The organism is Nitratireductor sp. L15S-10, from assembly GCF_045011005.1.
In the GTDB taxonomy this organism is placed as follows: domain Bacteria; phylum Pseudomonadota; class Alphaproteobacteria; order Rhizobiales; family Rhizobiaceae; genus Nitratireductor.
On sequence record NZ_CP120674.1, the window covers coordinates 112501 to 139075 of the forward strand.

The 26575-nt window shown below is 62.6% G+C and carries 24 protein-coding genes and 1 pseudogene; 8 read left to right on the plus strand and 17 right to left on the minus strand.

Going from position 1 to position 26575, the window contains the following annotated elements; genetic code table 11:
• Positions 1-218 precede the first annotated feature (218 nt).
• From P2W41_RS00515 to P2W41_RS00540, 6 genes are all read right to left on the minus strand, one after another.
• Entirely contained in the window at positions 219-1451 is a 1233-nt protein-coding gene (locus P2W41_RS00515) for an RNA polymerase sigma factor (protein WP_404934002.1), read from the minus strand.
• Complete coding sequence (locus P2W41_RS00520; RefSeq protein ID WP_007010531.1) at positions 1448-1813, minus strand: YciI family protein; 366 nt, start codon at positions 1811-1813, stop codon at positions 1448-1450. Before P2W41_RS00520 ends, P2W41_RS00515 begins: the two co-directional genes overlap by 4 nt.
• 102 nt (positions 1814-1915) lie before the next feature.
• A complete protein-coding gene (locus P2W41_RS00525; protein WP_025031153.1) occupies positions 1916-3190 on the minus strand; it encodes a TRAP transporter large permease in 1275 nt (424 codons plus the stop codon).
• The gene (locus P2W41_RS00530; RefSeq protein ID WP_404934003.1) at positions 3187-3681 is read right to left on the minus strand and encodes a TRAP transporter small permease; all 495 of its coding nucleotides are present in this window, start codon (positions 3679-3681) and stop codon (positions 3187-3189) included. The genes P2W41_RS00525 and P2W41_RS00530 overlap by 4 nt, the downstream gene beginning before the upstream one ends.
• Positions 3682-3737: 56 nt before the next feature.
• A complete protein-coding gene (locus P2W41_RS00535; protein WP_292898442.1) occupies positions 3738-4700 on the minus strand; it encodes a sialic acid TRAP transporter substrate-binding protein SiaP in 963 nt (320 codons plus the stop codon).
• A gap of 45 nt (positions 4701-4745) precedes the next feature.
• Positions 4746-5501 carry an FCD domain-containing protein gene (locus tag P2W41_RS00540; RefSeq protein WP_292898441.1) on the minus strand — a complete coding sequence of 252 codons (756 nt, stop codon included), beginning with the start codon at positions 5499-5501 and terminating at the stop codon, positions 4746-4748.
• Positions 5502-5694: 193 nt separating this feature from the next.
• On the opposite strand from P2W41_RS00540, the gene P2W41_RS00545 reads away from it, so the two are divergent.
• Both P2W41_RS00545 and P2W41_RS00550 read left to right on the plus strand, forming a co-directional pair.
• The gene (locus P2W41_RS00545) at positions 5695-6591 is read left to right on the plus strand and encodes a dihydrodipicolinate synthase family protein (RefSeq protein ID WP_404934004.1); all 897 of its coding nucleotides are present in this window, start codon (positions 5695-5697) and stop codon (positions 6589-6591) included.
• 80 nt (positions 6592-6671) lie between these two features.
• Positions 6672-7109: a GNAT family N-acetyltransferase gene (locus P2W41_RS00550; RefSeq protein WP_404934005.1), complete on the plus strand. Its 438-nt coding sequence runs from the start codon at positions 6672-6674 to the stop codon at positions 7107-7109.
• On the opposite strand, the gene P2W41_RS00555 is transcribed toward P2W41_RS00550, so the two are convergent.
• The 8 genes from P2W41_RS00555 to pgi form a co-directional block, all read right to left on the minus strand.
• Entirely contained in the window at positions 7106-8233 is a 1128-nt protein-coding gene (locus P2W41_RS00555; protein ID WP_404934006.1) for an anhydro-N-acetylmuramic acid kinase, read from the minus strand. The genes P2W41_RS00550 and P2W41_RS00555 overlap by 4 nt on opposite strands.
• Positions 8234-8241: 8 nt before the next feature.
• Entirely contained in the window at positions 8242-9255 is a 1014-nt protein-coding gene (locus P2W41_RS00560; protein ID WP_404934007.1) for a serine hydrolase domain-containing protein, read from the minus strand.
• Positions 9256-9257: 2 nt separating this feature from the next.
• On the minus strand, positions 9258-11003 hold the full coding sequence (locus tag P2W41_RS00565; RefSeq protein WP_404934008.1) for an ABC transporter ATP-binding protein: 1746 nt from the start codon (positions 11001-11003) through the stop codon (positions 9258-9260).
• Entirely contained in the window at positions 11000-11839 is an 840-nt protein-coding gene (locus P2W41_RS00570; RefSeq protein WP_292898435.1) for an ABC transporter permease, read from the minus strand. Before P2W41_RS00570 ends, P2W41_RS00565 begins: the two co-directional genes overlap by 4 nt.
• Complete coding sequence (locus P2W41_RS00575; protein WP_090329059.1) at positions 11839-12798, minus strand: ABC transporter permease; 960 nt, start codon at positions 12796-12798, stop codon at positions 11839-11841. The genes P2W41_RS00570 and P2W41_RS00575 overlap by 1 nt, the downstream gene beginning before the upstream one ends.
• A 220-nt stretch (positions 12799-13018) precedes the next feature.
• Positions 13019-14542 carry an ABC transporter substrate-binding protein gene (locus tag P2W41_RS00580; protein ID WP_404934009.1) on the minus strand — a complete coding sequence of 508 codons (1524 nt, stop codon included), beginning with the start codon at positions 14540-14542 and terminating at the stop codon, positions 13019-13021.
• 67 nt (positions 14543-14609) lie between these two features.
• Positions 14610-15548, minus strand: a complete 939-nt coding sequence (gene murQ / locus P2W41_RS00585; RefSeq protein ID WP_292898432.1) for an N-acetylmuramic acid 6-phosphate etherase — start codon at positions 15546-15548, stop codon at positions 14610-14612.
• 211 nt (positions 15549-15759) lie between these two features.
• Positions 15760-17337: a glucose-6-phosphate isomerase gene (gene pgi, locus P2W41_RS00590; protein WP_404934899.1), complete on the minus strand. Its 1578-nt coding sequence runs from the start codon at positions 17335-17337 to the stop codon at positions 15760-15762.
• Between the two features lie 225 nt (positions 17338-17562).
• On the opposite strand from pgi, the gene P2W41_RS00595 reads away from it, so the two are divergent.
• Entirely contained in the window at positions 17563-19056 is a 1494-nt protein-coding gene (locus P2W41_RS00595; RefSeq protein ID WP_292898430.1) for a PLP-dependent aminotransferase family protein, read from the plus strand.
• Positions 19057-19067: 11 nt separating this feature from the next.
• On the opposite strand, the gene chrA is transcribed toward P2W41_RS00595, so the two are convergent.
• A complete protein-coding gene (gene chrA, locus P2W41_RS00600; protein ID WP_404934010.1) occupies positions 19068-20276 on the minus strand; it encodes a chromate efflux transporter in 1209 nt (402 codons plus the stop codon).
• 147 nt (positions 20277-20423) lie between these two features.
• On the opposite strand from chrA, the gene P2W41_RS00605 reads away from it, so the two are divergent.
• Positions 20424-20900 carry a carbon monoxide dehydrogenase subunit G gene (locus P2W41_RS00605; protein WP_292898428.1) on the plus strand — a complete coding sequence of 159 codons (477 nt, stop codon included), beginning with the start codon at positions 20424-20426 and terminating at the stop codon, positions 20898-20900.
• A gap of 379 nt (positions 20901-21279) precedes the next feature.
• A pseudogene (locus P2W41_RS00610) lies at positions 21280-21381 on the plus strand (IS110 family transposase); the annotation flags it as partial.
• Between the two features lie 14 nt (positions 21382-21395).
• Here the strand turns inward: P2W41_RS00610 and paaG are convergent.
• Positions 21396-22193: a 2-(1,2-epoxy-1,2-dihydrophenyl)acetyl-CoA isomerase PaaG gene (paaG, locus tag P2W41_RS00615; protein ID WP_292898427.1), complete on the minus strand. Its 798-nt coding sequence runs from the start codon at positions 22191-22193 to the stop codon at positions 21396-21398.
• Positions 22194-22263: 70 nt separating this feature from the next.
• Complete coding sequence (locus tag P2W41_RS00620; protein WP_292898426.1) at positions 22264-23424, minus strand: Mrp/NBP35 family ATP-binding protein; 1161 nt, start codon at positions 23422-23424, stop codon at positions 22264-22266.
• Between the two features lie 129 nt (positions 23425-23553).
• On the opposite strand from P2W41_RS00620, the gene P2W41_RS00625 reads away from it, so the two are divergent.
• The 3 genes from P2W41_RS00625 to P2W41_RS00635 all read left to right on the plus strand — a co-directional run bounded on the left by P2W41_RS00625 (position 23554) and on the right by P2W41_RS00635 (position 26575).
• Positions 23554-24453: a LysR family transcriptional regulator gene (locus P2W41_RS00625; RefSeq protein ID WP_292898425.1), complete on the plus strand. Its 900-nt coding sequence runs from the start codon at positions 23554-23556 to the stop codon at positions 24451-24453.
• 95 nt (positions 24454-24548) lie between these two features.
• Positions 24549-25022 carry a formate dehydrogenase subunit gamma gene (locus tag P2W41_RS00630; protein ID WP_404934011.1) on the plus strand — a complete coding sequence of 158 codons (474 nt, stop codon included), beginning with the start codon at positions 24549-24551 and terminating at the stop codon, positions 25020-25022.
• Entirely contained in the window at positions 25019-26575 is a 1557-nt protein-coding gene (locus P2W41_RS00635; protein WP_404934012.1) for a formate dehydrogenase beta subunit, read from the plus strand. The genes P2W41_RS00630 and P2W41_RS00635 overlap by 4 nt, the downstream gene beginning before the upstream one ends.

Here is a 26575-nt window from a genome sequence, read left to right on the forward strand (position 1 = left end):
CGGAAACCACGCCCTTCATATGATGGCAAGGTATTGATTTATAAGCTTTACAGGCTTTCATTCACAGGCCCGATTTCGCTCGAAAGCCTTTGTTTTGAGGGTTTTTCCAGAGCACGCCGGCAAAATTTCTGCCGGTCCTGTGACGGCGGGTCCGCGCGGGAGCCCACGGCTCCCCGATACCCGGCTGAAACACCTCCTGGCCGCGCCCAAAACCGGTTTTATTCGAGCTCGGCCAGCCGCCTTTCCAGAAACCGGCGCTCTGCCGACTGGCGGGCCAGGGCCAGTGCGCGACGATAGGCATTCTTCGCCTCGCCATCCCGCCCCAGGCGGCGCAGCATGTCGGCGCGGGCCGCATGGGCCAAGTGATAGGCGTCGAGATCACCATCAGCCATCGCGGCGTCAATGGCGGCAAGTCCTGTCTCCGCTCCATCGCGCATGCTGATCGCGGCGGCCCGGTTGAGTGCCACGACCGGCGACGGATCAACCAGTGCCAGTATATCGTAGAGCGAGACGACCTGCCGCCAGTCCGTCGTTTCGGTGCTGGCTGCCGCAGCATGTTCGCCGGCGATGGCCGCCTGCAGAAGATAGGGGCCGAGCCGTCCAACCGTGAGCGCCTGGTTGATCAGCGCCCGCGCCTCATCGATCATGGCACGATCCCAGAGCGAACGGTCCTGCTCTTCCAGAAGAACAATATCTCCCGCCGCATCGACCCGGCTTTCGCGCCGTGCTTCATGAAGGAGCATGAGCGCGAGAAGACCCTTCACCTCGGGGTCGTCCATAAGCCCTGCCATCAGCCAGCCAAGTCTGATTGCTTCCGCAGAGAGGTCTGCGCGCGTCAGCTCCGCCCCAGCCGTAGCCGCATAGCCCTCATTGAAGATGAGATAGATCACGCGCAGAACGCTCTCGATCCGCGTGGGCAGTTCGGCTGGAGCCGGGATTTCGAAGGGTATGGCCTCATCGCGAAGTTTCGCCTTGGCGCGCACGATCCGCTGCGCGATCGTCGGGGCGCGGGTGAGGTAGGCGCGGGCAATCTCCTCAGTCGTCAGCCCGCCCACCTCCCGCAGTGTCAGCGCGACGCGGGCGTCGGCTGGAAGATCCGGATGGCAGCAGGTGAAGATCAGCCGCAATTCGTCGTCGCGGATGTGCTCGGGAATGGCTGGTTCGGATGCCGGGTCGGCCAGAAGGGCAAGCTGCGGCAGGGCGTTTGCAAGCCGCGCCTGTCGCCGCCAGCGATCCACAGTCTTGAAACGGCCGGTGGAAACCAGCCAGGAATAGGGATTGGCTGGCACACCCTCGCCTGGCCATCTCTTCGCCGCGGCGGCAAAGGCCTCTTGGAGCGCCTCTTCCGCCGCGTCGAAGCTGCCGAGCAGGCGAATGAGCGTGGCAAGCACGCGCCGCTTCTCATTGCGGTAAACCGCTTCGAGAGCGGCGCGTGCCTCCACCTCGGTCACAGTTGCGGCGGCGGGCTCGAGAAGTCCACGAGCGGGCGGACTTCGATGGAACCGATCTTCGCCAGCGGATGGCCGCTGATGGCGCGCACGGCGTCGTTGAGGTCCGGCGCCTCCACGAGCACGATGCCGCCAAGCATGTCCCGCGTTTCCATGAAGGGGCCGTCCACTGCCGACATCTTGCCGTCACGAATCTGAACGGTCATGGCCGTCTCGGGCAGTTCCAGTGCCTCGCCCATGACGAAATGGCCCGTTTCCTTCAGCTTCTCGTCATAGCCGGCGCATTGGCCCAGTGCTGCATTCGCTTCCGGGCTTCCGCCGAAAAGCACCTTCGGATCGTAATAGATAAGGCAGGCATAGCGCATGGTGTCTCTCCTTGATGAGCGCTTCGAACGCCCATGGTCGTTTTCGTACGACCGGATTCGACACCACCATGCGAAATTTTTTGCGGCCTGTCGAAACGAACCTCAATCCATCAGGCTCGGCAGTCCGGTTGCCAGAATGGGGAACGCGCAAACCAGAATAAGCACCGCAAACGGCGGGATGAGCCAGGGCAGGATCGCCCGGGCCAGCCGGTGGTAGGGCACGTTGCCCACCTGCGCCACCACGAACAGCGCCATGCCCATGGGCGGGGTGAGGATCGAGATCATCAGGTTCAGCACCACGATGATGCCGAAATGGATCGGGTCGATGCCATATCCCATCGCCACAGGCACAAGGATCGGCACCACGATCAGGAGAATCACCAGCGATTCGATGAAGCAGCCAAGCAGGAAGATCATCAGATTGACAGCGATGAGAAAGCTGAGCGGTCCATCGGTCAGTGTCAGGAAAAGCTGGGTGATCTGCTGCGGCGCCTGCTCGCGCGCGAGGATGAAGCCGAGCAGCCCCACGCCTGCGACGATCGTTGCGATGGAGGCGGAAGTGGTTGTCGTCTCGTAGATTGCATCCCAGAGCCGTTTCAGGGTCAGTTCGCGGTAGAAAACAAGATCGATCAGGATGGCATAGAGCACGGTCACCGCCGCCGCTTCCGTGGGCGAGAACAGACCGCTGAAAATGCCGCCAACGATGACAAAAGGCGTGGCGAGCGCCGGGAACGACTTCACGAACAGCACGCCGACATTGCCCACGCCCTGCCATGCGTCACGCGGATAGTTGCGCTGTCTGGCCAGCACATAGACCATGACCATGAGCGAGGCCGCGCACAGGACGCCGGGCACGATGCCGCCCAGAAACAGCCGCCCGATCGAGGTGTTCGACACCACGCCGTAAAGCACCATGGTGATGGAAGGCGGCACCAGCGGGCCGATCATCGACGAGGCGGCAGTGACGGCGCCGGAGAAATCGTCGTCATAGCCGGCCTCGCGCATGGATTCGATTTCCATCTTGCCGAGCCCGCCCGCATCGGCAAGCGCCGAGCCGGACATGCCGGAGAAGAAGAGCGAGGCGAGCACGTTCACATGGCCGAGCCCACCCGTGATGTGCCCCACCAGCGCACGCGCAAAACCGAAGAGGTGACGGGTGATGCCTGCCGAATTGAGGATCGCCGCCGCCAGGATGAAGAGCGGGACGGCGAGCAGCGGGAAGCTGTTCAGCCCATCCACCATGCGCTGCATGGCAAAGGAAATGCCCATGCCCGAATAATAAAAATAGCCCATCGAGACGAAGATCATGGCCACGCCGATGGGCACACCCACCAGCACCATGACGAGCCAGGCGGCACCGATCGTTGCGAGGATCATTGGTGGACCTCCCCGGCATCCCCGCCGCGTACGAGCCCGCCGCGTCCGAGCATGACGAGCCGTCGCGCAATGCGATGCAGAATGAGGACCGAGGCCACGAGCCCGGATGTATAGAGAACCGCATCGCTCATGGGCAGCGTCACCGCTTCATTGTTCCAGGTGCGCAGAACGGTCTTGTAGGAGATCCAGACAAGATGGGCGACGATCGCCAGATAAACCACGTCAATCAGGATAAAGAGCAAACGACGCCCCGAGAGCGGCAGGGCGTCCGCGATAAAGCCCATGCGCAGCTGACCGTTCTGGCGCTCCACCTCGGCAATGCCGATGAAGGCCATCCATACCCAGAGCCAGCGCGCCGCTTCCTCGGTCCAGACCGGCCCGGTGAACAGCGGCGTGCGGCCAAAGATCTGGATCAGGAGCACGCCAAACAGAACAATGAAGAGAATGGAAGCGACACAGCCTTCAAGGCTGTATCTGCGCAGAAACGACATGCGATGACCCCAGCTATCGAGGGAAAGGCAGCGGGGCCAGCGCCCCGCCCCATGTTTCAGTCGCCGATGACTTCGGCAATCGACCCTTCGCCGAACTCGGCTTCGAGCTCGTCATAATAAGGCTTCATGGCGGCGCGGAAGGGCTCGAGATCAGGCTCGGTAATGGTCAGGCCGCGCTCCTTGAAGGTTTCCAGCAAGTCCTTTTCGGCCTTGAAGGTCAGTTCGTCGGAGACGTCGCCACCGGCCTCGACAGCCGTCTGCACCCATTCCTTCTCCTGATCGGACAGGCCATCCCAGACCGATTTGGAAATCTGCACCGCCGAGGACGCCACAAAGTGGTTGGTGAGCGCGATGTGGCTCTGCACCTCGTAGAACTTCATCGCCTCGATGGTCGGCAGGGGGTTTTCTTCGGCATCCACCTGGTTGGTCTGGAGTGCGAGATAAACCTCCTGAAACGCCACCGGCGCCGGCGTCGCGCCCACATTCTCGGCATAGGCGATGAGGAACGGCACGTTCGGCGTGCGCATGCGCAGGCCCTTCATGTCGTCCATGGATTCGATCGCCTTGTTGGATGTGGTCTGGCGGGTGCCGTAATACCAGGTGTCGAGGAGCTCGATGCCCTGTGCGGCAAATTTCTCATCCATCTTCTGGCCCCACGGGCCCGCAACGATCTTCTGCAGATGGTCGAAATCGCGCACGACATAGGGCGCGCCAATCAGCTTCAGCTCGGGGATGACATAGCTCATGTCCGGATAGCCGGTCATGACCATGTCGAGCTCGCCGGCCTGAACCTGTGCCACCATGGCCTTGAAGTCGCCCAGCTGCGAGGACGGGAAGATTTTCACCGTCATTTCGCCGCCCGAAATCTCGGCAAGTTTTTCCTGAAACGCCTGCGCGCCGCGATAGACATTCGAGACCTCGTTGTCCTGCATGCCGAAGGTCAGTTCCTTCGCCTGCAGTGTAGCGGAGCTGAGGGCGAGCGCTGCCGCGCCGAGCATCAGTTTCGAAATCAGTTTCATGCAATCCTCCCTTGGAATGTTGAACAGGCTTCCCGGCCTGCCAGGTCAGTCAGTCTTGTCTTCTTCTTTCTGGAAGTAGTCGGAGACCTTCCGCGGGCTTTTCAGCCGCGCGCGATAGGAGCGCGCCAGGTGTCGGTCCATGACATCCGTCGCGGTGATCATGTCGCCATCGATGATGGCCTGATAGATCGCCCGGTGTTCTTCATAGGCCACCGTGTCGTGCTTGGCCGGGTCATCCGTTGGCGGCCGCTGCGCAAGCATGGCGCTGACGAACATGTCATGCAGGCTAAGGATCACCGGATTTCCGACTACGGACACGAGTACACGGTGAAAGGCGATATCCGTGCGCGCGAATTCGGGAGTTCCGATCGCCTCGAAGTTTTCTTCCAGCGCCGCACGCAGCTTTGCGATCTGCACATTGTCGGCACGCTTGGTGGCCTCGCGTGCTGCGCCCGCTTCAATGAACTGACGCATCTGCTCGAGATGCGCGCCGCTTTCCGCATCGCCGAAAATGTCACGGATATGATCGCCGGCCAGTTGCAGCACCGTCTGCAGGGAGGGACGCGCCACACGCGGGCGCCGCCCCGCACCGGCCTCCGCATAGCCGCGCGCCTGCATCTGCTGCAGCGCTGCACGCACCGTTGGGCGCGAAGCGGAAAAGCGTTCACAAAGCTCGCGCTCGGTCGGGAGAAATGCGCCAGTTTCGAGCCGCCCCTCGCGCGCCTCCTCGATCAACGCTTCGGCGATCTCATCGGACACACGCCGTGTTTCCACCATTTCTTCCGGCTGGGCAGCGGACACGTTTCTCACTCCGGCTGGGCCCCGCCTTCACGCCTGTGCGGCAGAGCTGCTTATCCAAACTGATATTTTGGTATTACCAAACATATTTCTTGTCAAACAAAAATCCCCTTCTATGCTGATCCAGCCTGCCAAAGAGACGATTCCACAGCAGGCAGGACAAGAACGCCGCTTCCAGAATGCAAGGAATAGCCGCATGACCAATCCGCTGGCGGGCATGTATGCCGCCCTCCTCACCGGCCTCAGCGATACGGGCGATTTCGACCCGGCGCGCCAGAAGGCGATCGATGCCTATGTGCTGGGGCAGGGGCTCGACGGGCTTTATGTCGGCGGCAGCAGCGGCGAATCGGGGCTACTGGGCGTTGATGAACTTCTGGCGCAGCAGGCGGTCGTCGCTGAAGATGTGCGAGACTCCGCCGCAACACTGATCGCGCATGTGGGCGTTCCCAATCTTCGCGATTCGATCCGGCTCGCACAGAACGCCCAGAAACTCGGCTACCATGGTCTTTCGGCCCTGCCGCCGCATTCCTACCCTTTTTCGGATCGCGAGATTTTCGCCTATTACGAAGCGCTGTCAGCCGCCACCGACCTGCCGCTCATTGTCTATGAGGTGCCGGTCCGCACGGGACGTCCCTTCAGTCTTGACCTGCTCGGCCGCATTCTCACCCTCCCCGGCGTCGGTGGCATCAAGTTCACCTCGATGGACCTCTTCAAGTTTGCCACCCTGCGGCGACGGTTTCCCGAAAAGACCTTTTTCTTCGGTTTTGACGAAGTCTATCTGTCAGGCGCGGTCATGGGCGCGCATGGTGGCATCGGAACCACCTACAATCTGCTCGGCAGGCTCTATGCAGCGCTCAACGAGGCGGTGAAGAAGGGTTCGCTGGAGCGAGCCCAGGAACTGCAGACGATCTCGCAGTGCTTCGTAGAAACCCTGATGGAGACCGGCGTGCTGCCGGGCATGAAGGCCGCACTCCGCCTGCGCGGGGTCGACTGCGGTCCGACGCGCTTGCCATTGGCCCCCCTGGTCGACGATTGCGAAGCGCGCATGAGTGCCATTCTGGCCGATCCGGAAATCGCCGCCTGGGTGGGCTGATTTTCGCTCTCTCCGCGCCTTGCCGTTTCCAGCCCGACGGTTAGAACAGTCGGCACTTTTTTCGGAGAGGCGGGAGCATCATGAGCGTGACAATCGAAATCACCGATACACCGGATGAGGCGGCGCTCGCACGGGTGGAAACCGAACTCGCCGCATTCAACGACGCCGATGTCGGCCCTTCGGAAAAGGCCACACTTGCCATCCTCGTTCGCGATGAACGCGGTGCGGTGGTCGCCGGCATTTCCGGCTACACCGCATGGGGCTGGCTCTACGTTCAGAAACTGTGGGTGGATGAAAGCCTGCGCGGGCAGGGCATGGCCGGGCGCATGCTGACTGCGGCGGAAGAAGAGGCAGAGCGCCGCGGCTGCCACGGAGCCTACATCGACACATTCAATCCTGGCGCGGAAAAGGTATATACGCGCCAGGGCTATAAAGAGTTCGGCCGGATGAAAGACTTTCCGAAAGGCCGCAGCCGCATCTTTCTTCAGAAGCGGCTCAACCCAGCGGCCAGCGATTAACGGGCGATCTTTCCGCCGCGCAGCGGCTCGGGCGCGCCCGTCGTCGTCGGGAAGCTGATCGGCAGGTCGCGCAGCACGCGCGCCGCCAGAAAAGCGAAGCACTCGGCCTCGATGGCGTCGCCGCGCCAGCCCACTGTTTCGGCGGGGGCTGCTTCCACGCCGGCGCGTTCCCCCAGCATCTTCATAATGGTCGGGTTGTGCCGGCCACCGCCGCACACAAGAAGCCGCTTAGGCCGAACCGGCAGAAGATCGAGCGCCTTGCCGACCGCCGATGCGGTGAAGGCCGTCAGCGTCGCAGCGCCCGTCTTGGCATCGAGCCCGTCCGCCATGGAGGCGCCGAAGTCGAACCGATCGAGCGATTTCGGGTAGGGCGCGGTGAGATAGGGATGCTTCAAAAGCTCCGCCAGCCGCGCCTCGTCCACCGTGCCGGAAGCGGCAAGCGCGCCGTCGCGGTCCATCTCGCCAAGCCCGTGTGCCTTGACGAAATCGTTGATCGGCGCATTGGCCGGGCCAGTGTCGAACGCGATCATCCGGTCCGCACCATCCCACCAGGTTACATTGGCCACACCGCCCAGATTGAGCACCGCTGTCTCACCGCTCGAATCCACATCGCGCAAGAGCGCTGCGTGATAGGCTGCCGAAAGCGGCGCCCCCTGCCCGCCGGCGCGCATGTCCGCCGAGCGAAAATCATAGACCACCGGACAGCCCAGAATGGAATGCATCAGCACGCCGTCGCCGAGCTGCCGCGTCTCGCCGAGACGCCCTTCCTGCGGCGCACGGTGCAGAACTGTCTGCCCGTGGAAACCGACCGCGCCGATATCGGCCATGGTGAGGCCATGGCTTTCCACCAGCTCTCGCACGGCCTCTGACTGCGCACGCGTCAAAACCTCTTCCGCCTCGGCGAAGATCGCCGGTTCATCGCCTTTAAAATTCCACGCCCGCGCCTGTTGCAGCGTTTCTTCCAGAAGGTCGCGCGTCGATTGTGGATAGGGCGCCAGCGTGTAAGCGCCGAACGCTTCGATGCGCTCGCCGTCCGTTTTCAGAAGCGCCACGTCGATGTTTCCGTCGAGCACGGTTCCGGTCATCAGGCCGACAGCCCAGATCGGTTCGAATCCTTCAGCCATGTGCGTTCCTATCCTGCGTTCATGCAATCGCCGACCGCCTGTCGCAGCGCAGCGATGCCGCTGTCGAAATGCCGGGTCGGATGTATGCGGTTGGTGAGAAGGGTCCATGCAAGGCCATTGTCGAAATCGACCCACAGCCCTGTTCCCGTGAAACCCGTATGGCCTATGGTGCCGGCGCTGGCCAGCGCCCCGCCGGGCCAGTTGTCATATGGCCGTTCCCAGCCGTGGGTGCGCTTTTCGGAAAGCGGCGTGCGCATCAGCGCCACCGTCTCATCACCTTCCGTGTCGCCCGCAAAAAGCCCGGCCGCGAAATCGAGCACCGCATCTGCCGTGCCGAACAGTCCGGCATGCCCCGCGCCCTCAAGCGCTGAACAATTGTCGTCATGGACCTCGCCGCACAGCACCCGGTGCCGCCATGTGCAGTCCTCGGTCGCCGCCGTCTTTTCGGGATCGGCGGCAAAGGCGAAGCCCGGCCCCGGATCGAAATCGCGCAGCCGCTTGCCTTCAAGTCGCTCCAGCGCGAAGCCGAGCAGAATGAAATTGATGTCGGAATAGACCGGCGGGCCCTTTTCCCAGCGCCGCTGGAGAATGAAGGCGCGCAGCAGATCCGCATCGCGGCCATAGGTGTAGATCGGCTCCACCGCCGGAAACGGTGTCTGGTGGCCGAGGCACTGGCGAAACGTCACCTGCCGTTCCCATGCGCCCGGATCATACTGGCGCAGATCCGGCAGAAGCGTGGTGAGCGGCGCATCGAGATCGATCACGCCCTCTTTCGCCAGTTGGAGAATGCGCGTGGTGGTGAAGATCACCTTGGTCAGCGATGCGAGATCGAACCAGGTGTCGGTGCGCATTTCACGCTCATGCGGCACGCGCTGCGCGAAGCCGGTGGCGCGCACCATGCGCCCGCCATCCCGGTCGATCACGCCGAGCACCCCGCCGGGAATGCGCCCCGCCTCCACCGAAGCGTTCAGCAGGGAAAAGGCGCGCTCGAAGCGCGGCGCAAATCCGGGCGTGTCCGTCATGCTCATGCCTCCGCCCGCGCCATGTGGTCGGGACCAAAACTCTGCCAGTTGGCCAGCTCCGGCTCAAAGCCCAGTGGCCGCACCAGCGAGGGCACCTGCCGCGTGTCCACCTCGAAGGTCTCCTTGCGCCGGTCGACGCTCGGCACCGCCGAGATCAGCCGTTTCGTATAGGCGTGTTTCGGATCGGAAAGAACCGATGCCGCATCGCCGATCTCGACGATCTGCCCCGCATAGACCACTGCGATGCGGTGCGCGATGCGCTCCACCACCGCCATGTCGTGCGAGACGAAGAGATAGGCAAGGCCGAACTCGCGCTGCAGGTCCACCAGGAGTTCCAGCACCTTGGCCTGCACAGAAACGTCGAGCGCCGAGACGGCTTCGTCCAGCACCACCACGGACGGGTTCAGCATCAGCGCGCGGGCGATGCACAGGCGCTGCCGCTGGCCGCCGGAAAACTCGTGCGGATAGCGCTCCAGCGCATTCTCCGGCAGGCCCACCCGGTCGAGCAGCATGCGCATGCGCGCCTGCGTTTCGCCGTTCAGCCCGCCGCCGGCGGCAATCACCGGCTCGGCCAGAATGCTGTCCACCCGAAGCCGCGGATTGAGCGAGGCATAGGGGTTCTGGAACACCATCTGCACCGGCTTGCCGCTCTGCCGCGCCGCGCCATTCGTGTTCGCGGAGAATGTGCCGCGCGTCGGCTCGACCAGCCCCAGAAGGGCGCGTGCCGTGGTCGATTTGCCCGAGCCGCTTTCGCCGACAATACCCAGCGTCTCGCCCGGCATCAGGTCGAAATCGACCCCGTCCACCGCATGAACCGCGCCGGTCTGCCGGCGCAGGAGACCGCCGGTCACCGGAAAGCGAACCGTCAGCCCTTCCACTTCAAGCGCCGGCGCAGCACTTGGCTTGTCGGCCCGGCGATAGTCGGTGCGCGTGGCGCGCCCGGCCTCGAAATGCGGCACGGCGCTCAAAAGATGCTTCGTATAGGGATGCTGCGGCGCATCGAGCACCGCGTCGAGCGGGCCCTGCTCCACCGCCTCGCCATTCTGCATCACCATCACCTTGTCGGCGATGCCGGCCACCAGCCCGATGTCATGGGTGATGAAGATCATGCCCATGCCGGTCTCGCGCTTCAGCTCGGCCAGAAGCGCCATGATCTGCGCCTGTACCGTCACGTCGAGCGCCGTGGTGGGCTCATCCGCGATCAGAAGACGCGGATTGCACGACAGGGCCGTGGCGATCATCACGCGCTGGAGCATTCCGCCCGAAAGCTGGTGCGGACAGTATTTCAGGCGTCGCGCGGCATCGGGAATGCGCACGCGGTCGAGCGCATCCTTCGCCGCTTCCCGCGCCTGCCGGCCGGTCAGGCCACGATGCAGGCGGAACGATTCCTCGATCTGCTCTCCAATGGTCAGAACCGGGTTGAGCGAGGTCATCGGCTCCTGGAAGATCATGCCGATCTCGCCGCCGCGGATCTTCGTCAGCTCCTGCTCGCCGGCTGCTGCCAGATCGAGCGTGCTGCCGTCCGCGCGGGTGAATTGAATGGAGCCATCGAGAATACGCCCGCCACCGAAATCCACCAGCCGGTTGATCGACAGCGCGGTGACGGATTTGCCCGAACCGCTTTCGCCAACGATGGCCAGCGTCTCGCCGGCTGCCAGATCGAAGCTCACGCCATGGACGATTTCATTGTCTTCGGGCTTGCGGCCAAAACCGACGCGCAGGTTTGAAACGGACAGAAGCGATGTCATGCGGCCGACCTCCGCGTCCTGGGATCGAGAATGTCGCGCAGCGCATCCCCCAATAGGTTGAAGCCGAGAATGCCGATCATGATCGCGATGCCCGGGAAGATCAGGAGCCAGGGCGCCATCTCCATCAGATTTCGGCTGTCGGCCAGCATCAGGCCGAGCGAGGAGGCCGGTGGCTGTGTGCCGAGACCGAGAAAGCTCAGGCCTGCCTCCGTCAGAAGGCCCCATGCGAGCGCCAGCGTCACCTGCACCGTCAGCGGCGCGACGAGGTTCAGCATCAGATGGCGGGTCAGAATGTAGTTGCGGCTCGAACCGAAAGTGCGCGCGGCGTCCACGAAGTCGCGCGTCTTCAGGGAGAGCGCCGGCCCGCGAACCACGCGGGTGAAGATCGGCGTGTAGACGATGGCGATTGCCATCACACTGGTCCAGGTTCCAGGCCCCACAATGGCGATGATGAGCAGCGCCAGAAGGATCGCCGGGAAGGCCAGAAGCACGTCCATGAAACGCATGATCGTGCCGTCCCACCAGCCGCCGAACCATGCGGCCGCAAGACCGAGCACAATGCCCGCCACGGCGGCCAGCGCCACCGAGGCAAAGGCGACGATGAAGGACTGGCTGATGCCCAGCATCAACCGGCTCGCCACATCGCGACCGAACAGGTCCGTGCCCATCCAGTAGGTCGCGTCGGGCGCATGAAGGCGGTCGACACGGAACTGCATCAGGGGGTCATGCGGCGTGATGCCGAGAAGCCCGAGAATGGCGATGATGATGTAAAGGCCAACGATGGCGCCGCCGATGCGGCCACTCGAATGGCTGAAAATGGCGCGCAGCAACTGCATTACTTTGCCCCCAGCCGAATGCGCGGGTCGAGCATCGCATAGGCGAGATCGACCAGAAGATTCACGATCATGAAGTTGAGCGCGATGAACAGGACCGAGCCCTGCACCAGCGCATAGTCGCGCTGCAGGATGGCGTCGAGCACCATGCGACCGAGGCCCGGCAGTGCAAAAATCTGTTCCACGATCACCGCGCCGCCCAGGAGATAGCCAAACTCGACGCCGCTCAGCGTCACCACCGGGATCAGCGCGTTGGGCAGCGCATGCCGCCAGATCACCTTGCGCGCCGGCACGCCCTTGGCGCGCGCGGTGCGGATGTAATCGTCGCTCAGAATGTCGAGCATGGCCGAGCGCGAAATGCGCGTCACGGCAGCCGCAAAGGCAAAGCCGAGCGTCAGCGCCGGCAGGATCATTTGCCCCAGATTGCGCAGCGGATTTTCGAGGAAGGGCGTGAACTCGCCCATGGCCGGCAGCACCCCGAACCCGACCGACAGAACGTAGATCGCCAGAAGCGCGAACACGAAGTTCGGCGTCGACTGGCCGATCATCGCGAAGATGCGCACGGCGAGGTCCGACGGCTTTTCATTGCGCGTGGCGGCGAAGATGCCCGCCGGCAGGCCGATGGCGAGCGCGATGACCATGGAGAGAAGCGCCAGTTCCAGCGTCAGCGGAAAACGCTCGAGGATCACGTCGAGCACCGGCTTGCCGAAGGTCACGGACACGCCGAGGTCGCCCTGAACCGCACCCGCGAGCCAGCGCCAGTATTGCGTGAACCAGCCCTGATCGATGCCGAAATAGGCCTCAAGCGCCGCGCGCTGATCGGGCGTCAGAAGCCCGGCCTCGGTTCCCAGCATGGCGGTGATGGCGTCACCCGGCACCAGCCGGATCGAGACGAAGACGAGGATGGACACCCCGAGCATGACCAATGGAAAGGTCATCAGCCTTCGGGCCAGGTAATTCATGAAGCTTTCACTCCGTGTCCTTCCAGATGCAATCGTCTTGTGCGGTTGGTGTTAAAGGCCGCGCCCTTCATGCCGCCCCCGTGGTTCGCCCCTCGACAAGCTCACCATGAGGGCTAGCACCGACACCCCTCATGGTGAGCTTGTCGAACCACGCACCACGCACCACGAGGTCGCTTGGGAAAAACAGGGCCACACGTGAACGTGCAGCCCCACATCACAATCACTCGCCCACGCTCACCTCGGTCAGGCCAAACAGCGTGCCGGTCGGGGAAGGCACGAAGCCTTTCACGTTCTTCTGCTGCGCGGTGTAGGTGTAGCCCGTGTAGAGCCAGATCCACGGCGAAACCTCCGCAAGATGCGTCTCGAATTTCGAGAAGATCTCCTTGCGCTTGGCAAAGTCGGTCTCCACGCGGCCTTCCTGCATCAGGCTGTCCAGCGTGTCGTCGATATAATTGGCGACATGCTGGAGATTGCCGTCCTTGGTCCAGTAGCGGTTGTACATGGAATAGGGGTCGGCGCGGCCGCCATTCAGTGCCACCGCCATGTCGAAATCACCCTTCAGCCAGGTGTCCACATAAACGTTGAGCTCCATCATCTTGATGTCGAGCTTGATTCCGATTTCGGCAAGCTGTGACTGGATGACCTGCGCCTCGGCAGCGGCTGTGGGCGGCTCGCCCGTGGCGGCGATCACCGTCGCGGAGAAGCCGTCTTCATAGCCGGCCTCGGCCATGAGCTGCTTGGCCTTTTCGACGTCGCGCTCATAGCAGAACAGCGCGCCCGGATCAGAGCGGTAAGCCGGCATGGTCAGCGGGCCAGTCACCGCACCCTCGCCCAGAAGCGCGGTGTCGAGCACGTCCTGGCGGTCGATGGCGCAGGAGATCGCCTGACGCACGGCCAGTTCCGTCATCGGCTCGCGCGACGGGTTCAGCTGCAGCACGTGATAGGCAAGAACCGGCGTGCGGCTCAGTTCCAGGCTCGCCTCGTTCGGCACCAGCGTGGCCACGAGCGGATCGTTGATCAGGGCGAAATCCACCTGCTTGGTGCGCAGCGCCGCCAGAATGGCGGTCTCGTCCGGCAGAACGGAAATGTTGATGCCGTCCACCTTCACTTCGCCGCCGGCCCAGTCCGGGTTGGCGCTCAGAACCTCTTTCTGGTTCGGCTCCCAGCTGTCCAGCTTGAACGGGCCGGAGCCGATCGCCTTCGTGCCGATCGTGCCGGCCTCGATCTCGCTCGCCGGAACGACTGCCGCGTTGATGCCCGTCATCGCCGTCAGCATCGGAACGTCCGGCTGCGACAGATTGAAGACAACGGTGGTCTCATCCGGTGTGTCGATGCTCTCGATGGAGGTGAAGTTGGCGCGTGCGGCTGCACCCGTGGCCTCATCCAGAACGCGCTCGAAGGAAGCCTTCACGTCTGCCGGCGTCACCTTTTCGCCGTTCTGGAATTTTGCATCCGCGTCGAGCTTGAAGGTCAGCGTCTTGCCATCCTCGGAGAACTCCCAGGATTCGGCAATGGCCGGAACGATTTCCAGATCGGCATTGAGGCGCACCAGCGGCTCATAAACCAGTTCCAGAAGACGCAGCGAGGAAAACGCCGTCTGCTTGTGCGGGTCAAGGCCGGTCGCATCCTGCGACCAGGCCATGCGCAGCGTCTCCGCCGATGCGGGCACCACCGCCGTGGCCGCGCCAAGCGCGGCTGCAAATGCCACCGAGGTGGCGAACTTCTTCATCAAAGACTGTCCCATGATCTTCTCCCTCCGAGAGCGTTTGATGCCTGCAACCGCCCAATGAACGGTCGCATAAATGGCTGCTTCACCTGTTTGCAGCTTGCTGCTGCCTTTCGTTTATTGCCTTGCGCAAGAACCCGCCAGCCCTTGCAAGGGCGGCGCGCGCTTCCGCTACATCCATATCCGTCAGCGCGATGAAGATGGCGAGCTTCACATCATTGCCGCTGCGTTCAAGCAAAGTCTCGGCTTCATCAGCAGAACACCCCGTTGCCTCCATGACTATGCGCGAGGCGCGCGCCATGAGCTTCTGGTTGCTGATGTTAACGTCCACCATCAGGTTCTGATAGATCTTGCCCATCCGGATCATGCTCGCCGTGGAGAGCATGTTGAGGATGAGCTTCTGCGCCGTGCCCGATTTCATCCGCGTCGAGCCCGTCAGGATTTCCGGCCCCACCACGGGCGCGATGGCGATGTCGGCAATGGCACCGATGGCCGAATCCGGATTGCAGGACAGCGAAACGGTTGTCGCACCAATCTCTTTGGCGTAATTCAGCCCACCGATCACATAGGGCGTGCGGCCGCTCACCGCGATGCCTACCACGACATCCTTGGCTGTCAGACCGCGCTCTTCCAGCGCCTGACGACCCTGCGCCGGGTCATCTTCTGCTCCTTCCACAGCGTGACGCAATGCGTGATCGCCGCCAGCGATCACACCGGTCACCATGTCTTCGGGGACGCTGAAGGTGGGCGGGCATTCCGAAGCGTCGAGCACACCGAGCCGTCCGCTCGTGCCCGCGCCCATATAGATGAGCCTTCCGCCGTTCTGGAACGCCTCGACAATCCGGTCGACCGCCTCGGCGATCTGCGGGATCACCTTTTCGACAGCCAGCGGCACATCCCTGTCGGCGGCGTTGATGAGGTTCAGAATTTCGGTTGTCGGCTGAAGATCGATCTGCATCGTGTCCGGGTTGCGGCCCTCCGACACAAGCTTTTCCAGCTCCGACATCAGCGTCTGCGCGTTCATGGACACTCCGAAATTAACAAGTCTGCCTGTGGCGAAGCCCGCATCCCGCAAGCCTGACGCCTTACGGAAGTGTTAAAATTGATAATTCCAAGAGTCAATTCCAATCGAGAATAATATATTCCATTCTTGGCAAGCAGCCGTCGTGCGGGCAAGTGCGCCTCCGTCAAGCGGCCATTAAAGTGGAAAATGAAAAACGCCGGTGGCGAACCGCTCAGCCCCTGCGTAGCTCCATCACCCGGTTCACCATGCCGCTGGTCGCCGCATCACGGCTGTCCGCACCGGCCTTGCCCTCCACCACGGGCAGAAGCTCGGTCGCCAGCTCCTTGCCGAGCTCAACGCCCCATTGATCGAAGGCATTGATGCCGAAGAGCTGCGCTTCCACAAAAACGCGATGTTCGTAGAGCGCGATCAGCCGGCCCAGCGCGAACGGATCGAGCTTGCGATAGAGAATGGTGAGCGAGGGTCTGTTGCCGGTGAACACGCGATGCGGCGCCAGGCGCTTCGCTTCGGCTTCGGGCACGCCCTTCTCCAGAAGCTGCGTCTCGGCTTCTTCCAGCGTGCGCCCTTTCATCAGCGCTTCCGCCTGCGCAAGGCAATTGGCGACAAGGAGGTCGTGATGATGCCCCAGCCCTGCCTCATGCCCTTCCGCCGCCAGCATGAACTCCACGGGGATGATGTCGGTGCCCTGATGCAGAAGCTGGAAGAAGGCGTGTTGCCCGTTCGTGCCCGGCTCGCCCCAGACAAGCGGGCCCGTGGGGGTGATTACCGGCGATCCGTCAAGCTGCACACCCTTGCCGTTCGATTCCATGTCGAGCTGCTGCAGATAGGCGGGCAACCGCTCCAGCCGCTGATCGTAGGGAATGATGGCCCGAGCCGGATAGTCGCACACGACGCGGTGCCAATAGCCGATCAGGCCGAGCATAGCCGGCAAATTCTCTCTCAACGGCGCCGATTTGAAATGCTGATCCATCGCCTCCGCACCGGCGAGCAGCCGGCGGAAATCATCGGCACCGATGGCGATCATGATCGGCAGGCCGATGGCAGACCAGAGCGAATAGCGACCGCCGACCCAGTCCCAGAAACCGAATACGCGCTTTTCGTCGATACCGAAATCCGCGACCTTGTCGAGCGCCGTGGAAACGGCCGCGAAATGATCGCCCGTCGCTGATTGGCCAAGCTTTTGCGCGATCCACTTCTGTGCGGTGCGCGCATTGGTCATCGTCTCGATGGTGGTGAAAGTCTTGGAGGCGATGATGAAGAGCGTGGTCTCGGGATCGAGCCCGGCCAGCGTATCGGCGATATGCGCGCCATCCACGTTGGAGACGTAGTGCAGACGCGGCCCGTCACAATAGGGTGAGAGCGCCCGCGTCACCATTACCGGTCCGAGATCGGAGCCGCCAATGCCGATGTTCACCACATCGGTGAAAGCCTTGCCGGTCGCGCCGCGAATCGCGCCCTTGCGCACGCCATCGGCAAAGGCGTCCATCGCCTCCAGAACCGCGCGCACCTCGGGCATGACATCGTAGCCGTCATTCTCGATGGCCCCGCCCGAGAGCGCCCGCAGAGCGGTGTGCAGCACGGCGCGGTCTTCGGTGACATTGATGCGCTTGCCGGCAAACATGTCGTCACGTGCAGTCTCCAGCGCGGCCACTTCGGCCAGCTTGATCAGCAGGTTCACCGCCTTCTCGTCCACCGCGGTGCGCGAGCAATCAAGAGTGAGGTCATCCAGTGAAAGCGAGAAGCGATTGAACCGCTCGGGATCCGAGGCGAAGGCCGCACGCATGTCCATGGGTGCGGTTTTCGCGCGATGCTCCCGAAGGGCAGCGAGTGCATTCTGAAAATCCGTGTCCAAGGAGGCCTCCTGCAAAAAGAAACGCCGTTCTTTTATCAAACAAAACGAAGTGAAACAGGGGTTTGCTGGCATTCATCAATTTTCTTGTTGGAACAATCAATTGTACCAGGGTTGACATGCATTGACCCAAGGGTAGGCTCGCCCGCCGGAGAGGAAACCCAAATGCCAGCCAGAAATGATACCGCCCTGTGGACAGGCCTGTTCAAGATCTCCCCTGAATCGGGTCAGACCCTTCAGGCACAGATTCGTCAGGCCATCGTGTCGGCCATTCTCGACCGTCAGATCGCGCCTTCAATGCCGCTTCCATCTTGCCGCATTCTTGCAGAGAAGCTCGGTGTCGCACGCGGCACGGTGGTGCTCGCCTTTCAACAGCTCGTCGACCAGGGTTTTCTGATCGCGCGCGAGCGCCGCGGTCATTTCGTCAATCCCGAAGTGCTGGCCGCGCCACCGCGCCCGCCCCGCAAGCAGAGTGGCAAGGATGGCCTTAACTGGCAGAAGCGGTTTCAGATTCTGGCCAGCGAAATGCCGGAGCCGCGCAAGAATGAAGACTGGATGAAAGCTTCCTACCCCTTCGTCTACGGCCAGTTTGATCCCTCGCTTTTCCCAACCGCCGAGTGGCGCGAGTGCAACCGCATGGCGCTGGCCGTGCTGGAGATCCGCAACTGGGCGGCGGACATGGTGGACCGCGACGATCCGCTGCTTGTCGAGCAGATCCAGGCGCGGCTTCTGCCCCGGCGCGGCATCTTCGCCAATCCCGATGAGATCCTCGTCACGCTCGGCTCGCAGCACGCGCTCTACATGCTCGCTACCCTCCTCATGGCCCGCGGCAAGAAAGTCGCTGTGGAAAATCCCGGCTATCCCGATGCGCGCTCCATCTTCCAGCTTGCCGGCGCGCAGATCGCCCCCGTTCCCGTCGACCGGCAGGGCATCGACGTGGCGCAGATCCCTGCAGATGCCGACTTCGTCTTTGCCACACCCAGTCATCACTGCCCCACAATGGTGCCGCTGAGCCAGGCCCGCCGGGAAGCACTGCTGGAGGCGGCAGAGCGCAATGACTGGATCGTCATCGAGGATGATTATGACAGCCAGCTCGCCGACGAACGCCCGCAGGCAGCCCTCAAGGGGCTCGACCGCAATGGCCGCGTGGTGCATCTGGGTTCCATGTCCAAGACGCTCGCGCCCGGTCTGCGCATGGGATACATCGTGGCGCCTGCAGACCTGATCGCCGAACTCCGCGCATTGCGCCGCTTCATGCTGCGCCATCCGCCGGCGAACAACCAGCGCGCCGTTGCACTGTTCCTGTCGCTTGGGCATCACGACACCCTCGTTCGCCGCATTTCGGCGGCTTTCGAAGAGCGCCGCGAAAAGCTTTTTCAGGCCGTGGGCAACATCCTGCCGGACTGGAATGCGGCCGACATTCGCGGCGGCACATCGCTCTGGCTTGAAGGCCCGCCCGGGCTCGATTCGGCCGTCCTTGCAAAATCGGCGGCGCGGCGCAGCGTTCTGATCGAGCCGGGCGCCCGCTTCTTCCTCGGACGCACCCAGCCGACACCCTTCATGCGGCTTGGCATTTCATCCATCGCCGCGCAGCAGATCGAGCCCGGCATACGCGAGCTGGCGGCGGCAGCATCCGAGTATCGGCGTGTGGCGGCATAAAGCAGACACTGTCAGAGCGCAGTGAGCCCCATGCCCGCCACGGCACAAAGCGCCACCACCACCCATGGTGGCGCTTTCCACATGGTGAGCAGAATGAAGCCCACCGCCGCCACGGCAAAATCGGCAGGCGCCTGGATCGCGGTCGTCCACAGCGGCTCGTAAAGCGCCGCCGCCAGAATTCCGACCACGGCGGCATTTGTGCCCATCATTGCGGCCCGCGCCGCGTTTAGTTGCCGGAACCGGTCCCAGAACGGCGCGACGCCCAGAAGCAGCAGGAACCCCGGCAGAAACACCGCGATCAGCGCAATGGCAGCGCCTGCCAGCCCATTCGGCACCGGGCCCAGAACCGCGCCCAGATAGGCCGCGAAGGTGAAGAGTGGGCCGGGGACGGCCTGTGCAGCACCATAGCCTGCGAGAAACGCATCGCGCGTCACCCAGCCGGGCTCGACGACACCCGCTTCAAGGAGCGGCAGCACCACATGGCCGCCGCCAAACACCAGCGCGCCGGCACGATAGAACGTGTCGAACACCGAGAGCCCCTGAGCCATGGGCGCGGCAAGCGGCAACCCGAAAAGCAGCAACAAGAACAGGAGGATGCAGACTACCCCGGCCCGCCTCGACACCCCGAGCGAGATCGACGCACCATCGCCTTCCACCCTGTTTCGGCAGAAAAGCCAGCCAAGGAGCGCACCGATCACGATGGCGCCGATCTGCGCAAAGGCACTCGCTGAAACCGTCACCAGAACCAGCGCGACAAGGCCGATTCCCGCGCGCTCGCGGTCAGGGCACAGCGCACGGGCCATGCCCCACACTGCCTGTGCGACCACGGCCACGGCCACGATCTTCAACCCGTGCAGCAGCCCCTGGCCGACCGGATTGTCGAGAGCCGAGGCAAACATGGCAAAGACGAAGAGAAGCAGTGCGGATGGCAGCGTGAAAGCGGTCCATGCCGCCGCAGCGCCGAGCGGGCCCGCTCGCATATAGCCAAGCGCGAACCCCACCTGACTGCTCGCCGGACCCGGCAGGAACTGGCACAGCGCCACCAGGTCGGCATAGGCCGCTTCATCGAGCCATTTGCGCCGCAGGACGAGAGCGTCACGGAAATAGGCGAGATGCGCTATGGGGCCTCCGAAGGACGTGACGCCGAGCCTTAAAAACGCGCCGAAAACTTCTGTTACCGTCCCTGCCCGTTCGCCACGCTCCGGTTTGCCCCCATTCATTGTCCGCCTCACCCTTCATCCGATTCGCTGTCGAATAAATGCGACACATGTCACCCGCAAGACAACAGTGGCGGTGGCCGTATGGATGGACAAGACGTAGCCGGTGGGTTAGCCAGATCTGGAACACCGTCTCAGGAGGAACGCGTCATGGCCATGGTCATCGAAGGTGAAGAACGCATCGAAGCGCCGGTGGAAACGGTCTGGCTGGCGCTGAACGATCCCGAGGTTCTGAAAGACTGCATTCCCGGTTGCCAGGAGCTGAACAAGACATCAGACACCGAATTCGAGGCTGTCGTCACCCTCAAGATCGGCCCCATCAAGGCGAAGTTCAACGGCGCGGTCGAACTCACCAACCTCAACCCGCCGCATTCCTACACGATCACGGGCGAAGGCAAGGGCGGCGTGGCAGGATTTGCCAAGGGCGGAGCAGACGTTTCGCTGAAGGAAGACGGGCCAAATGCCACGATCTTAAGCTACAGCGCCAAGGCGGATGTGGGCGGCAAAATGGCCCAGCTCGGCAGTCGCCTTATCCAGTCCACCTCGAAGAAGCTTGCCGGCCAGTTCTTCTCCGATTTCAACGCCCGCGTTACCGGTGGCGATGCCGGGGAAGCCGCAGCCTCCTGACCGGGAGCGGATCACAGTTTCACGGAAACGCTGCCCTGTTCTATCTGTCTGATTTCCCTCATTTATGCGAGAGTCAGGTGCCTCCGCCTGACTGCAAAATGCCTGTCTTATGACTTTCTCTGCGAAACAGGGGAAAAAGGAACCGCTGTGAGAGGGTAGGCGCCCTCCCTCAGCGGCGAGGGTCGGATCGTTGAAATGCTGACCGTTTGACGGGTCGAGCTAGAGTCGGATCGCCCTCGTCTTTCTCTTTGGTCCTGAACGGATACCCGGGGTTCGGCTCCGGATGACAAGCAGAGGACAAGTGAAAGATGACCAACGATACCATCGGCGTCGACATCTCGAAAGACCATCTCGACGCTCATCGGATGAGCGATGGCGAAAGCCGCCCAAAAAGGCAATCACAGCCATCATGCGGAAGCTCGTCGTACTCGCAAATGCCTTGATAAGGGACAAGCGAAAATGGGAACCAGAACGTGCTTGACCAACACGGATACTCTAGCCCTTGAAGACTGGCTTGCGCTTTTCGAGAAACGCCGAGACCCCTTCGCGGTAATCGTCCGAGCGGCCGGCCTCACGCTGCAATTCGCGCTCCAGCTCAAGCTGCGCATCGAGTGAACTTCCCGGCGCGGCATGGATTGCCTTCTTGATCAGCCCATAGGCGTGGGTCGGCCCGCTGGCCAGCTTCTCCACCAGCGCCTCCGCCTCGCTCATCAGCGCATCGTCTTCGACCGCGCGCCAGATCAGGCCCCAGTTGGCTGCATCCTCCGCCGAAAGTGGCTCGCCCGTCAGCGCCAGCGCCTTGGCGCGCGGCTCGCCAAGAATGCGCGTCAGGAACCAGGTGCCGCCGGAATCCGGCACCAGCGCGATTTTCGCAAAGGCCTGTATGAACTTCGCCGATTTCGCCGCCAGCACAATGTCGCAGGCCAGGGCAATGTTGGCGCCAGCACCGGCAGCCACCCCATTAACCGCGCAGACGATGGGCTTGTTCATGCCCCTAAGCTTGCGCACCAGCGGATTATAGAAATTCTCAATCGTATAGCCGAGATCGGGCTTGTCCTCGAGCTTTGCCGGGTCGCGGTCGCCCAGATCCTGTCCGGCGCAGAAGCCGCGCCCTGCCCCGGTCAGAAGCACCGCCCGACATGTATGATCTGCTGAGCATGCCTCCAGTGCTTCGCGCAGTGCCGTGTGCTGCTCCTCGTTGAAGGAATTCAGCTTCTCCGGTCGATTGAGCGTGATGCGGTGCCATCCATTATGGCGTTCGTGAAGCACGGTCTGCGAGGTCGCGGCGCTCATGGAAATCCCCCTTGATTGGATGCAGCGCTTTTTACACGCACCGCACCATCAATCAATTGCCGCAACCATTTTATTCAAAAACGATGGCCGGTGCTTCATCCGCCGCATTCTGCATCGCAGCTTCGAGATGGGTCCGAACTCTTCCGGCGATGTCCCTGTAAACTATGGCCTGTACTCCGTCGGGGTTTGACGCAACGACCGGCGTTCCTGCATCCGAGGTCTCGCGCACATCCATGGTCAGCGGCACCTCGCCAAGGAAGGGCACGCCCAGCCGCTCCGCCTCCGCCTTCGCGCCACCATGACCAAAAATGTCATAGCGCTTGCCCGTGTCGGGGGCCACGAAGTAGCTCATGTTCTCGACGATGCCGAGTAGCGGGACATCCACCCGCTTGAACATATTCAGCCCCTTACGCGCGTCGATCAACGCCAGATCCTGCGGTGTTGAAACAATCACTGCCCCGGCGAGCGGCACCTGCTGCGCCATGGTCAGCTGTGCGTCGCCCGTGCCGGGTGGCATGTCGACCACGAGCACGTCAAGTTCACCCCAGGCGACGTCACGCAGCATTTGGCGCAGCGCCGAAACGACCATAGGGCCACGCCAGATCATTGGCGTGTCTTCTTCAACCAGGAAGCCCATGGACATGACTTTCACGCCGAATGCCTCCATCGGCTTCAGCGTCTTCCCATCGGCGGTTTCCGGCTTGCCCTTCAGCCCAAGCAGGCGCGGCATGGAAGGGCCGTAAATGTCCGCATCCAGAATACCGACCTTCAGGCCCAGCGTCTTCAACCCCAGCGCCAGATTGACCGCCGTGGTGGACTTGCCGACGCCACCCTTGCCGCTCGCCACGGCGATGATTGCCTTGATGCCCGGCACATCCTGCTTGGCCGGTTGCTGGCCGGCTTGTGCAGCAGCCCCCCCCGGAGCAGGGCGCTGTTGTGCGGGTTTGGGTCGCGGAGGTGGTGTCGTGCCCATGCCGCCACCTGCCTTTTCCGCCGTAAGTGCAACCATCGCGCCCTTGACGCCCGGCAGCGATTTCACCGCGTTCTCCGCCGCCTGGCGCAAAGGTTCAAGTTCCTGAGCGCGTTTTGCCGGGACCGTAATCGAGAAGAAAACCTTGCCGTCTGCGATGAATATCTCGGAAACCAGCCCCCGCGAAACGATATCGCCTTCGAGGTCAGGCCCCTTCACGGACCGCAAGCGGTCGATGACGGTCTGTCTGTCGAGAGTCATGTGCACGTGCCTTTGCGTTTTCCTTCAGATAATGCAGATGGGCGCGCGGGCCAAGAGAGGCAAATTGGCCGACCGTCATTGTGGGTATTGCACGTTGCCGGTCACGCATCACCGATGTAGCGTCACGCCATGATCGACAAGCTGGAATTTTTTATCGCGCTTGCCAGAGAGCAGCATTTCGGGCGAGCCGCCGCAGAGCTCGGCATCACGCAGCCCACCCTGTCTGCCGCCATCAAGCAGCTCGAGGACCAGCTTGGCGTCATGCTCGTCCAGCGGGGTTCGCGCTTTCAGGGGCTGACACCTGAGGGCCAGCGGGTTCTGGAATGGGCGCGACGCATCGTTGGCGACACGCGTACCATGCGCGCCGAGATGAGAGCTGCCAGAAGCGGCCTTGCCGGCCATGTGCGCATTGCCGCCATTCCCACGGCACTCGCCATGCTGCCCGAACTCACCACACCCTTTCGTGAAAAGCACCCGGACGTCACCTTCTCCGTCATCTCGCGCACCTCGCTGGAAGTGCTGTCGCTTCTTGAGAACTTCGAGATCGATATAGGAATCACCTATCTCGACAATGAACCGCTTGGCCATGTCGCGTCGGTACCGCTCTATTCCGAGCGCTACCAGCTGATTACGGCAGCCGCCAACCGCCTTGCAGATCGCGACACGGTAACATGGAAGGAAGTTGCCGAGCTGCCACTCTGCCTCCTCACGCCCGACATGCAAAACCGGCGCATCATCAACAAACATCTGGAAGAGGTGGGGGCAACGGCGCACCCGACGCTCGAATCCAATTCGATGATCGTGCTCTTCTCCCATATCCGCACTGGCAAATGGGCTTCCATCATGCCGCTCAACCTTGCGGAGGTTCTGGGTTTTGCAGAGCCAATCCGCGCCATCCCGATTGTCGAACCGGACGCCAGCCATCTGGTCGGGCTTGTGGCGGTCAAACGTGAACCGCACACTCCACTGGTCTCAGCCTTGCTCTACGAAGCCGGACTTCTGGCACAGCGATACGCGGCGCAGCGATAGAGATTTTCTATCGAGCGACGAATATGCTATATTGATCCTTGCAACAGGATTTGTTTCTCCTCCAGAACGAGCATCGTTAGGGAGGGCGCTGCGAGATGCAGCAAGCACGTACCGAAATCGCTTCCGCGGTCGAGCCCATCATAGACCGCTGGAAGAATGAAGAAGGCCCGTTATTACCCATCCTCAATGGGATTCAGCGGGAACTCGGCTATGTGCCGCGCGAGAGCCTGCCCATCATCGCCGAAGCGCTCAATCTATCACGCGCCGAAGTCTATGGCGTTGTCTCGTTCTACCACGACTACCGCGAGAAGCCGGCTGGCCGTCATGTGCTGAAGCTTTGCCGGGCCGAAGCCTGCCAGTCGATGGGCGGCGATGCGATTGCCGAAAAGCTGCAAAAACTGCTCGGCATCAGGTTTCACGAGACCTCTGCCGATGGCGCGGTAACACTGGAGCCCGTCTATTGTCTCGGTCTGTGCGCCTGCGCGCCCTCCGCCATGCTCGACGGCGAGGTCATTGGCCGGCTGGATGAGGCGCGGGCCGAGGAAATCGCAGCAGAGGTGCGCGCATGACCATCAACATCTACATACCGCGCGATGCCGGTGCGCTGGCGCTGGGCGCCGAAAAGGTTGCCGCCGCCGCGCGCGAGGAAATCGAAAAACGCGGTCTGGACGCAAAGATCGTCCGCAACGGCTCACGCGGCATGTTCTGGCTTGAGCCCATGGTCGAGGTCGAAACCGCCGAAGGTCGCGTGGCTTATGGTCCGGTGAAGCCAGGAGACGTGGCAGGCCTGTTCGATGCCGGCCTGATCGAAGGCAGCGCGCACGACCTCTCCCTCGGCAGGCCCGAGGAAATCCCCTTCCTTGCAAAGCAGACCCGACTGACCTTCGCGCGCTGCGGCATCATCGATCCTGTCTCGCTTGAGGATTATGAGGCCCATGGCGGCCTCCGCGGCCTGCGCAACGCGCTGGAAAAAACGCCGCTCGGCATTGTCGAGGAGGTCACAGATTCCGGCCTGCGGGGCCGTGGCGGCGCGGGCTTCCCCACCGGCATCAAGTGGAAAACGGTCCACGACACCGAAGCAACGCAGAAATACATCGTCTGCAACGCCGATGAAGGCGATTCGGGCACGTTTTCCGACCGCATGATCATGGAGGGCGATCCCTTCGTTCTCATCGAGGGCATGGTGATTGCCGGCATCGCCGTGGGCGCGACCAAAGGCTACGTCTATCTGCGCTCCGAATATCCCAATGTTCACAAGATCCTGAACGAGGCCATCGACGCCGCACGCGCCGCCGGCATACTCGGCAAGAGCGTACTCGGCTCGGAATACGCCTTCGACATGGAAGTACGCGTCGGCGCTGGTGCCTATGTCTGCGGTGAGGAAACGGCGCTGCTCGACAGTCTGGAAGGCAAGCGTGGCCAGGTGCGCGCCAAGCCGCCGCTGCCTGCCCACGAAGGCCTGTTCGGCAAGCCGACCGTCATCAACAATGTGATCTCGCTCGCCTCCGTCCCGATCATTCTGGACAGGGGCGGCGCTTACTATCGCGATTTCGGCATGGGCCGTTCGCGCGGCACCATTCCCATCCAGATCACCGGCAATGTGAAACATGGCGGGCTGTTCGAGACCGCCTTCGGCGTCACCCTCGGCGAGCTGGTGGACGACATCGGCGGCGGCACCGCCACCGGCCGTCCCGTGCGCGCCGTGCAGGTGGGCGGTCCGCTCGGCGCTTATTGGCCACGCGATCTGTTCGACACGCCGTTCGACTATGAGGCCTTCGCCGCGAAGGATGGTCTGATCGGCCATGCCGGCATCGTGGTTTTCGACGACACGGTCGATCTTTTGAAGCAGGCGCGCTTCGCCATGGAGTTCTGCGCTGTCGAAAGCTGTGGCAAGTGCACGCCCTGCCGCATCGGCTCGACGCGTGGTGTCGAGGTGCTCGACCGGCTGAAGCAGGGCATCGCGCCCGAAGAGCAGATCGAGACCGTGACCGATCTCTGCAACACGATGAAGTTCGGATCGCTGTGTGCGCTGGGTGGCTTCACGCCCTACCCCGTGATGAGCGCACTGACCCATTTCCCGGAAGATTTCCGCCCCGCGCCCATGCGCGAAGCGGCGGAATAG

Coding starts and splice junctions, on each gene's coding strand:
- murQ (WP_292898432.1), bottom strand. CDS start 15,548: ATGAACGCGCAGACGCTGATGTCGGAGCTGGAAAAGCTTGTGTCGGAG.
- pgi (WP_404934899.1), bottom strand. CDS start 17,337: ATGGACATGCGTGCGGCCTTCGCCTCGGATCCCGAGCGGTTCAATCGC.
- P2W41_RS00545 (WP_404934004.1), top strand. CDS start 5,695: ATGACCAATCCGCTGGCGGGCATGTATGCCGCCCTCCTCACCGGCCTC.
- P2W41_RS00575 (WP_090329059.1), bottom strand. CDS start 12,798: ATGAATTACCTGGCCCGAAGGCTGATGACCTTTCCATTGGTCATGCTC.
- P2W41_RS00605 (WP_292898428.1), top strand. CDS start 20,424: ATGGCCATGGTCATCGAAGGTGAAGAACGCATCGAAGCGCCGGTGGAA.
- P2W41_RS00595 (WP_292898430.1), top strand. CDS start 17,563: ATGCCAGCCAGAAATGATACCGCCCTGTGGACAGGCCTGTTCAAGATC.
- P2W41_RS00520 (WP_007010531.1), bottom strand. CDS start 1,813: ATGCGCTATGCCTGCCTTATCTATTACGATCCGAAGGTGCTTTTCGGC.
- P2W41_RS00535 (WP_292898442.1), bottom strand. CDS start 4,700: ATGAAACTGATTTCGAAACTGATGCTCGGCGCGGCAGCGCTCGCCCTC.
- P2W41_RS00580 (WP_404934009.1), bottom strand. CDS start 14,542: ATGGGACAGTCTTTGATGAAGAAGTTCGCCACCTCGGTGGCATTTGCA.
- P2W41_RS00525 (WP_025031153.1), bottom strand. CDS start 3,190: ATGATCCTCGCAACGATCGGTGCCGCCTGGCTCGTCATGGTGCTGGTG.
- P2W41_RS00630 (WP_404934011.1), top strand. CDS start 24,549: ATGCAGCAAGCACGTACCGAAATCGCTTCCGCGGTCGAGCCCATCATA.
- P2W41_RS00635 (WP_404934012.1), top strand. CDS start 25,019: ATGACCATCAACATCTACATACCGCGCGATGCCGGTGCGCTGGCGCTG.
- P2W41_RS00550 (WP_404934005.1), top strand. CDS start 6,672: ATGAGCGTGACAATCGAAATCACCGATACACCGGATGAGGCGGCGCTC.
- P2W41_RS00625 (WP_292898425.1), top strand. CDS start 23,554: ATGATCGACAAGCTGGAATTTTTTATCGCGCTTGCCAGAGAGCAGCAT.
- chrA (WP_404934010.1), bottom strand. CDS start 20,276: ATGAATGGGGGCAAACCGGAGCGTGGCGAACGGGCAGGGACGGTAACA.
- P2W41_RS00530 (WP_404934003.1), bottom strand. CDS start 3,681: ATGTCGTTTCTGCGCAGATACAGCCTTGAAGGCTGTGTCGCTTCCATT.
- P2W41_RS00570 (WP_292898435.1), bottom strand. CDS start 11,839: ATGCAGTTGCTGCGCGCCATTTTCAGCCATTCGAGTGGCCGCATCGGC.
- P2W41_RS00560 (WP_404934007.1), bottom strand. CDS start 9,255: ATGACGGACACGCCCGGATTTGCGCCGCGCTTCGAGCGCGCCTTTTCC.
- P2W41_RS00555 (WP_404934006.1), bottom strand. CDS start 8,233: ATGGCTGAAGGATTCGAACCGATCTGGGCTGTCGGCCTGATGACCGGA.
- P2W41_RS00620 (WP_292898426.1), bottom strand. CDS start 23,424: ATGACTCTCGACAGACAGACCGTCATCGACCGCTTGCGGTCCGTGAAG.
- paaG (WP_292898427.1), bottom strand. CDS start 22,193: ATGAGCGCCGCGACCTCGCAGACCGTGCTTCACGAACGCCATAATGGA.
- P2W41_RS00565 (WP_404934008.1), bottom strand. CDS start 11,003: ATGACATCGCTTCTGTCCGTTTCAAACCTGCGCGTCGGTTTTGGCCGC.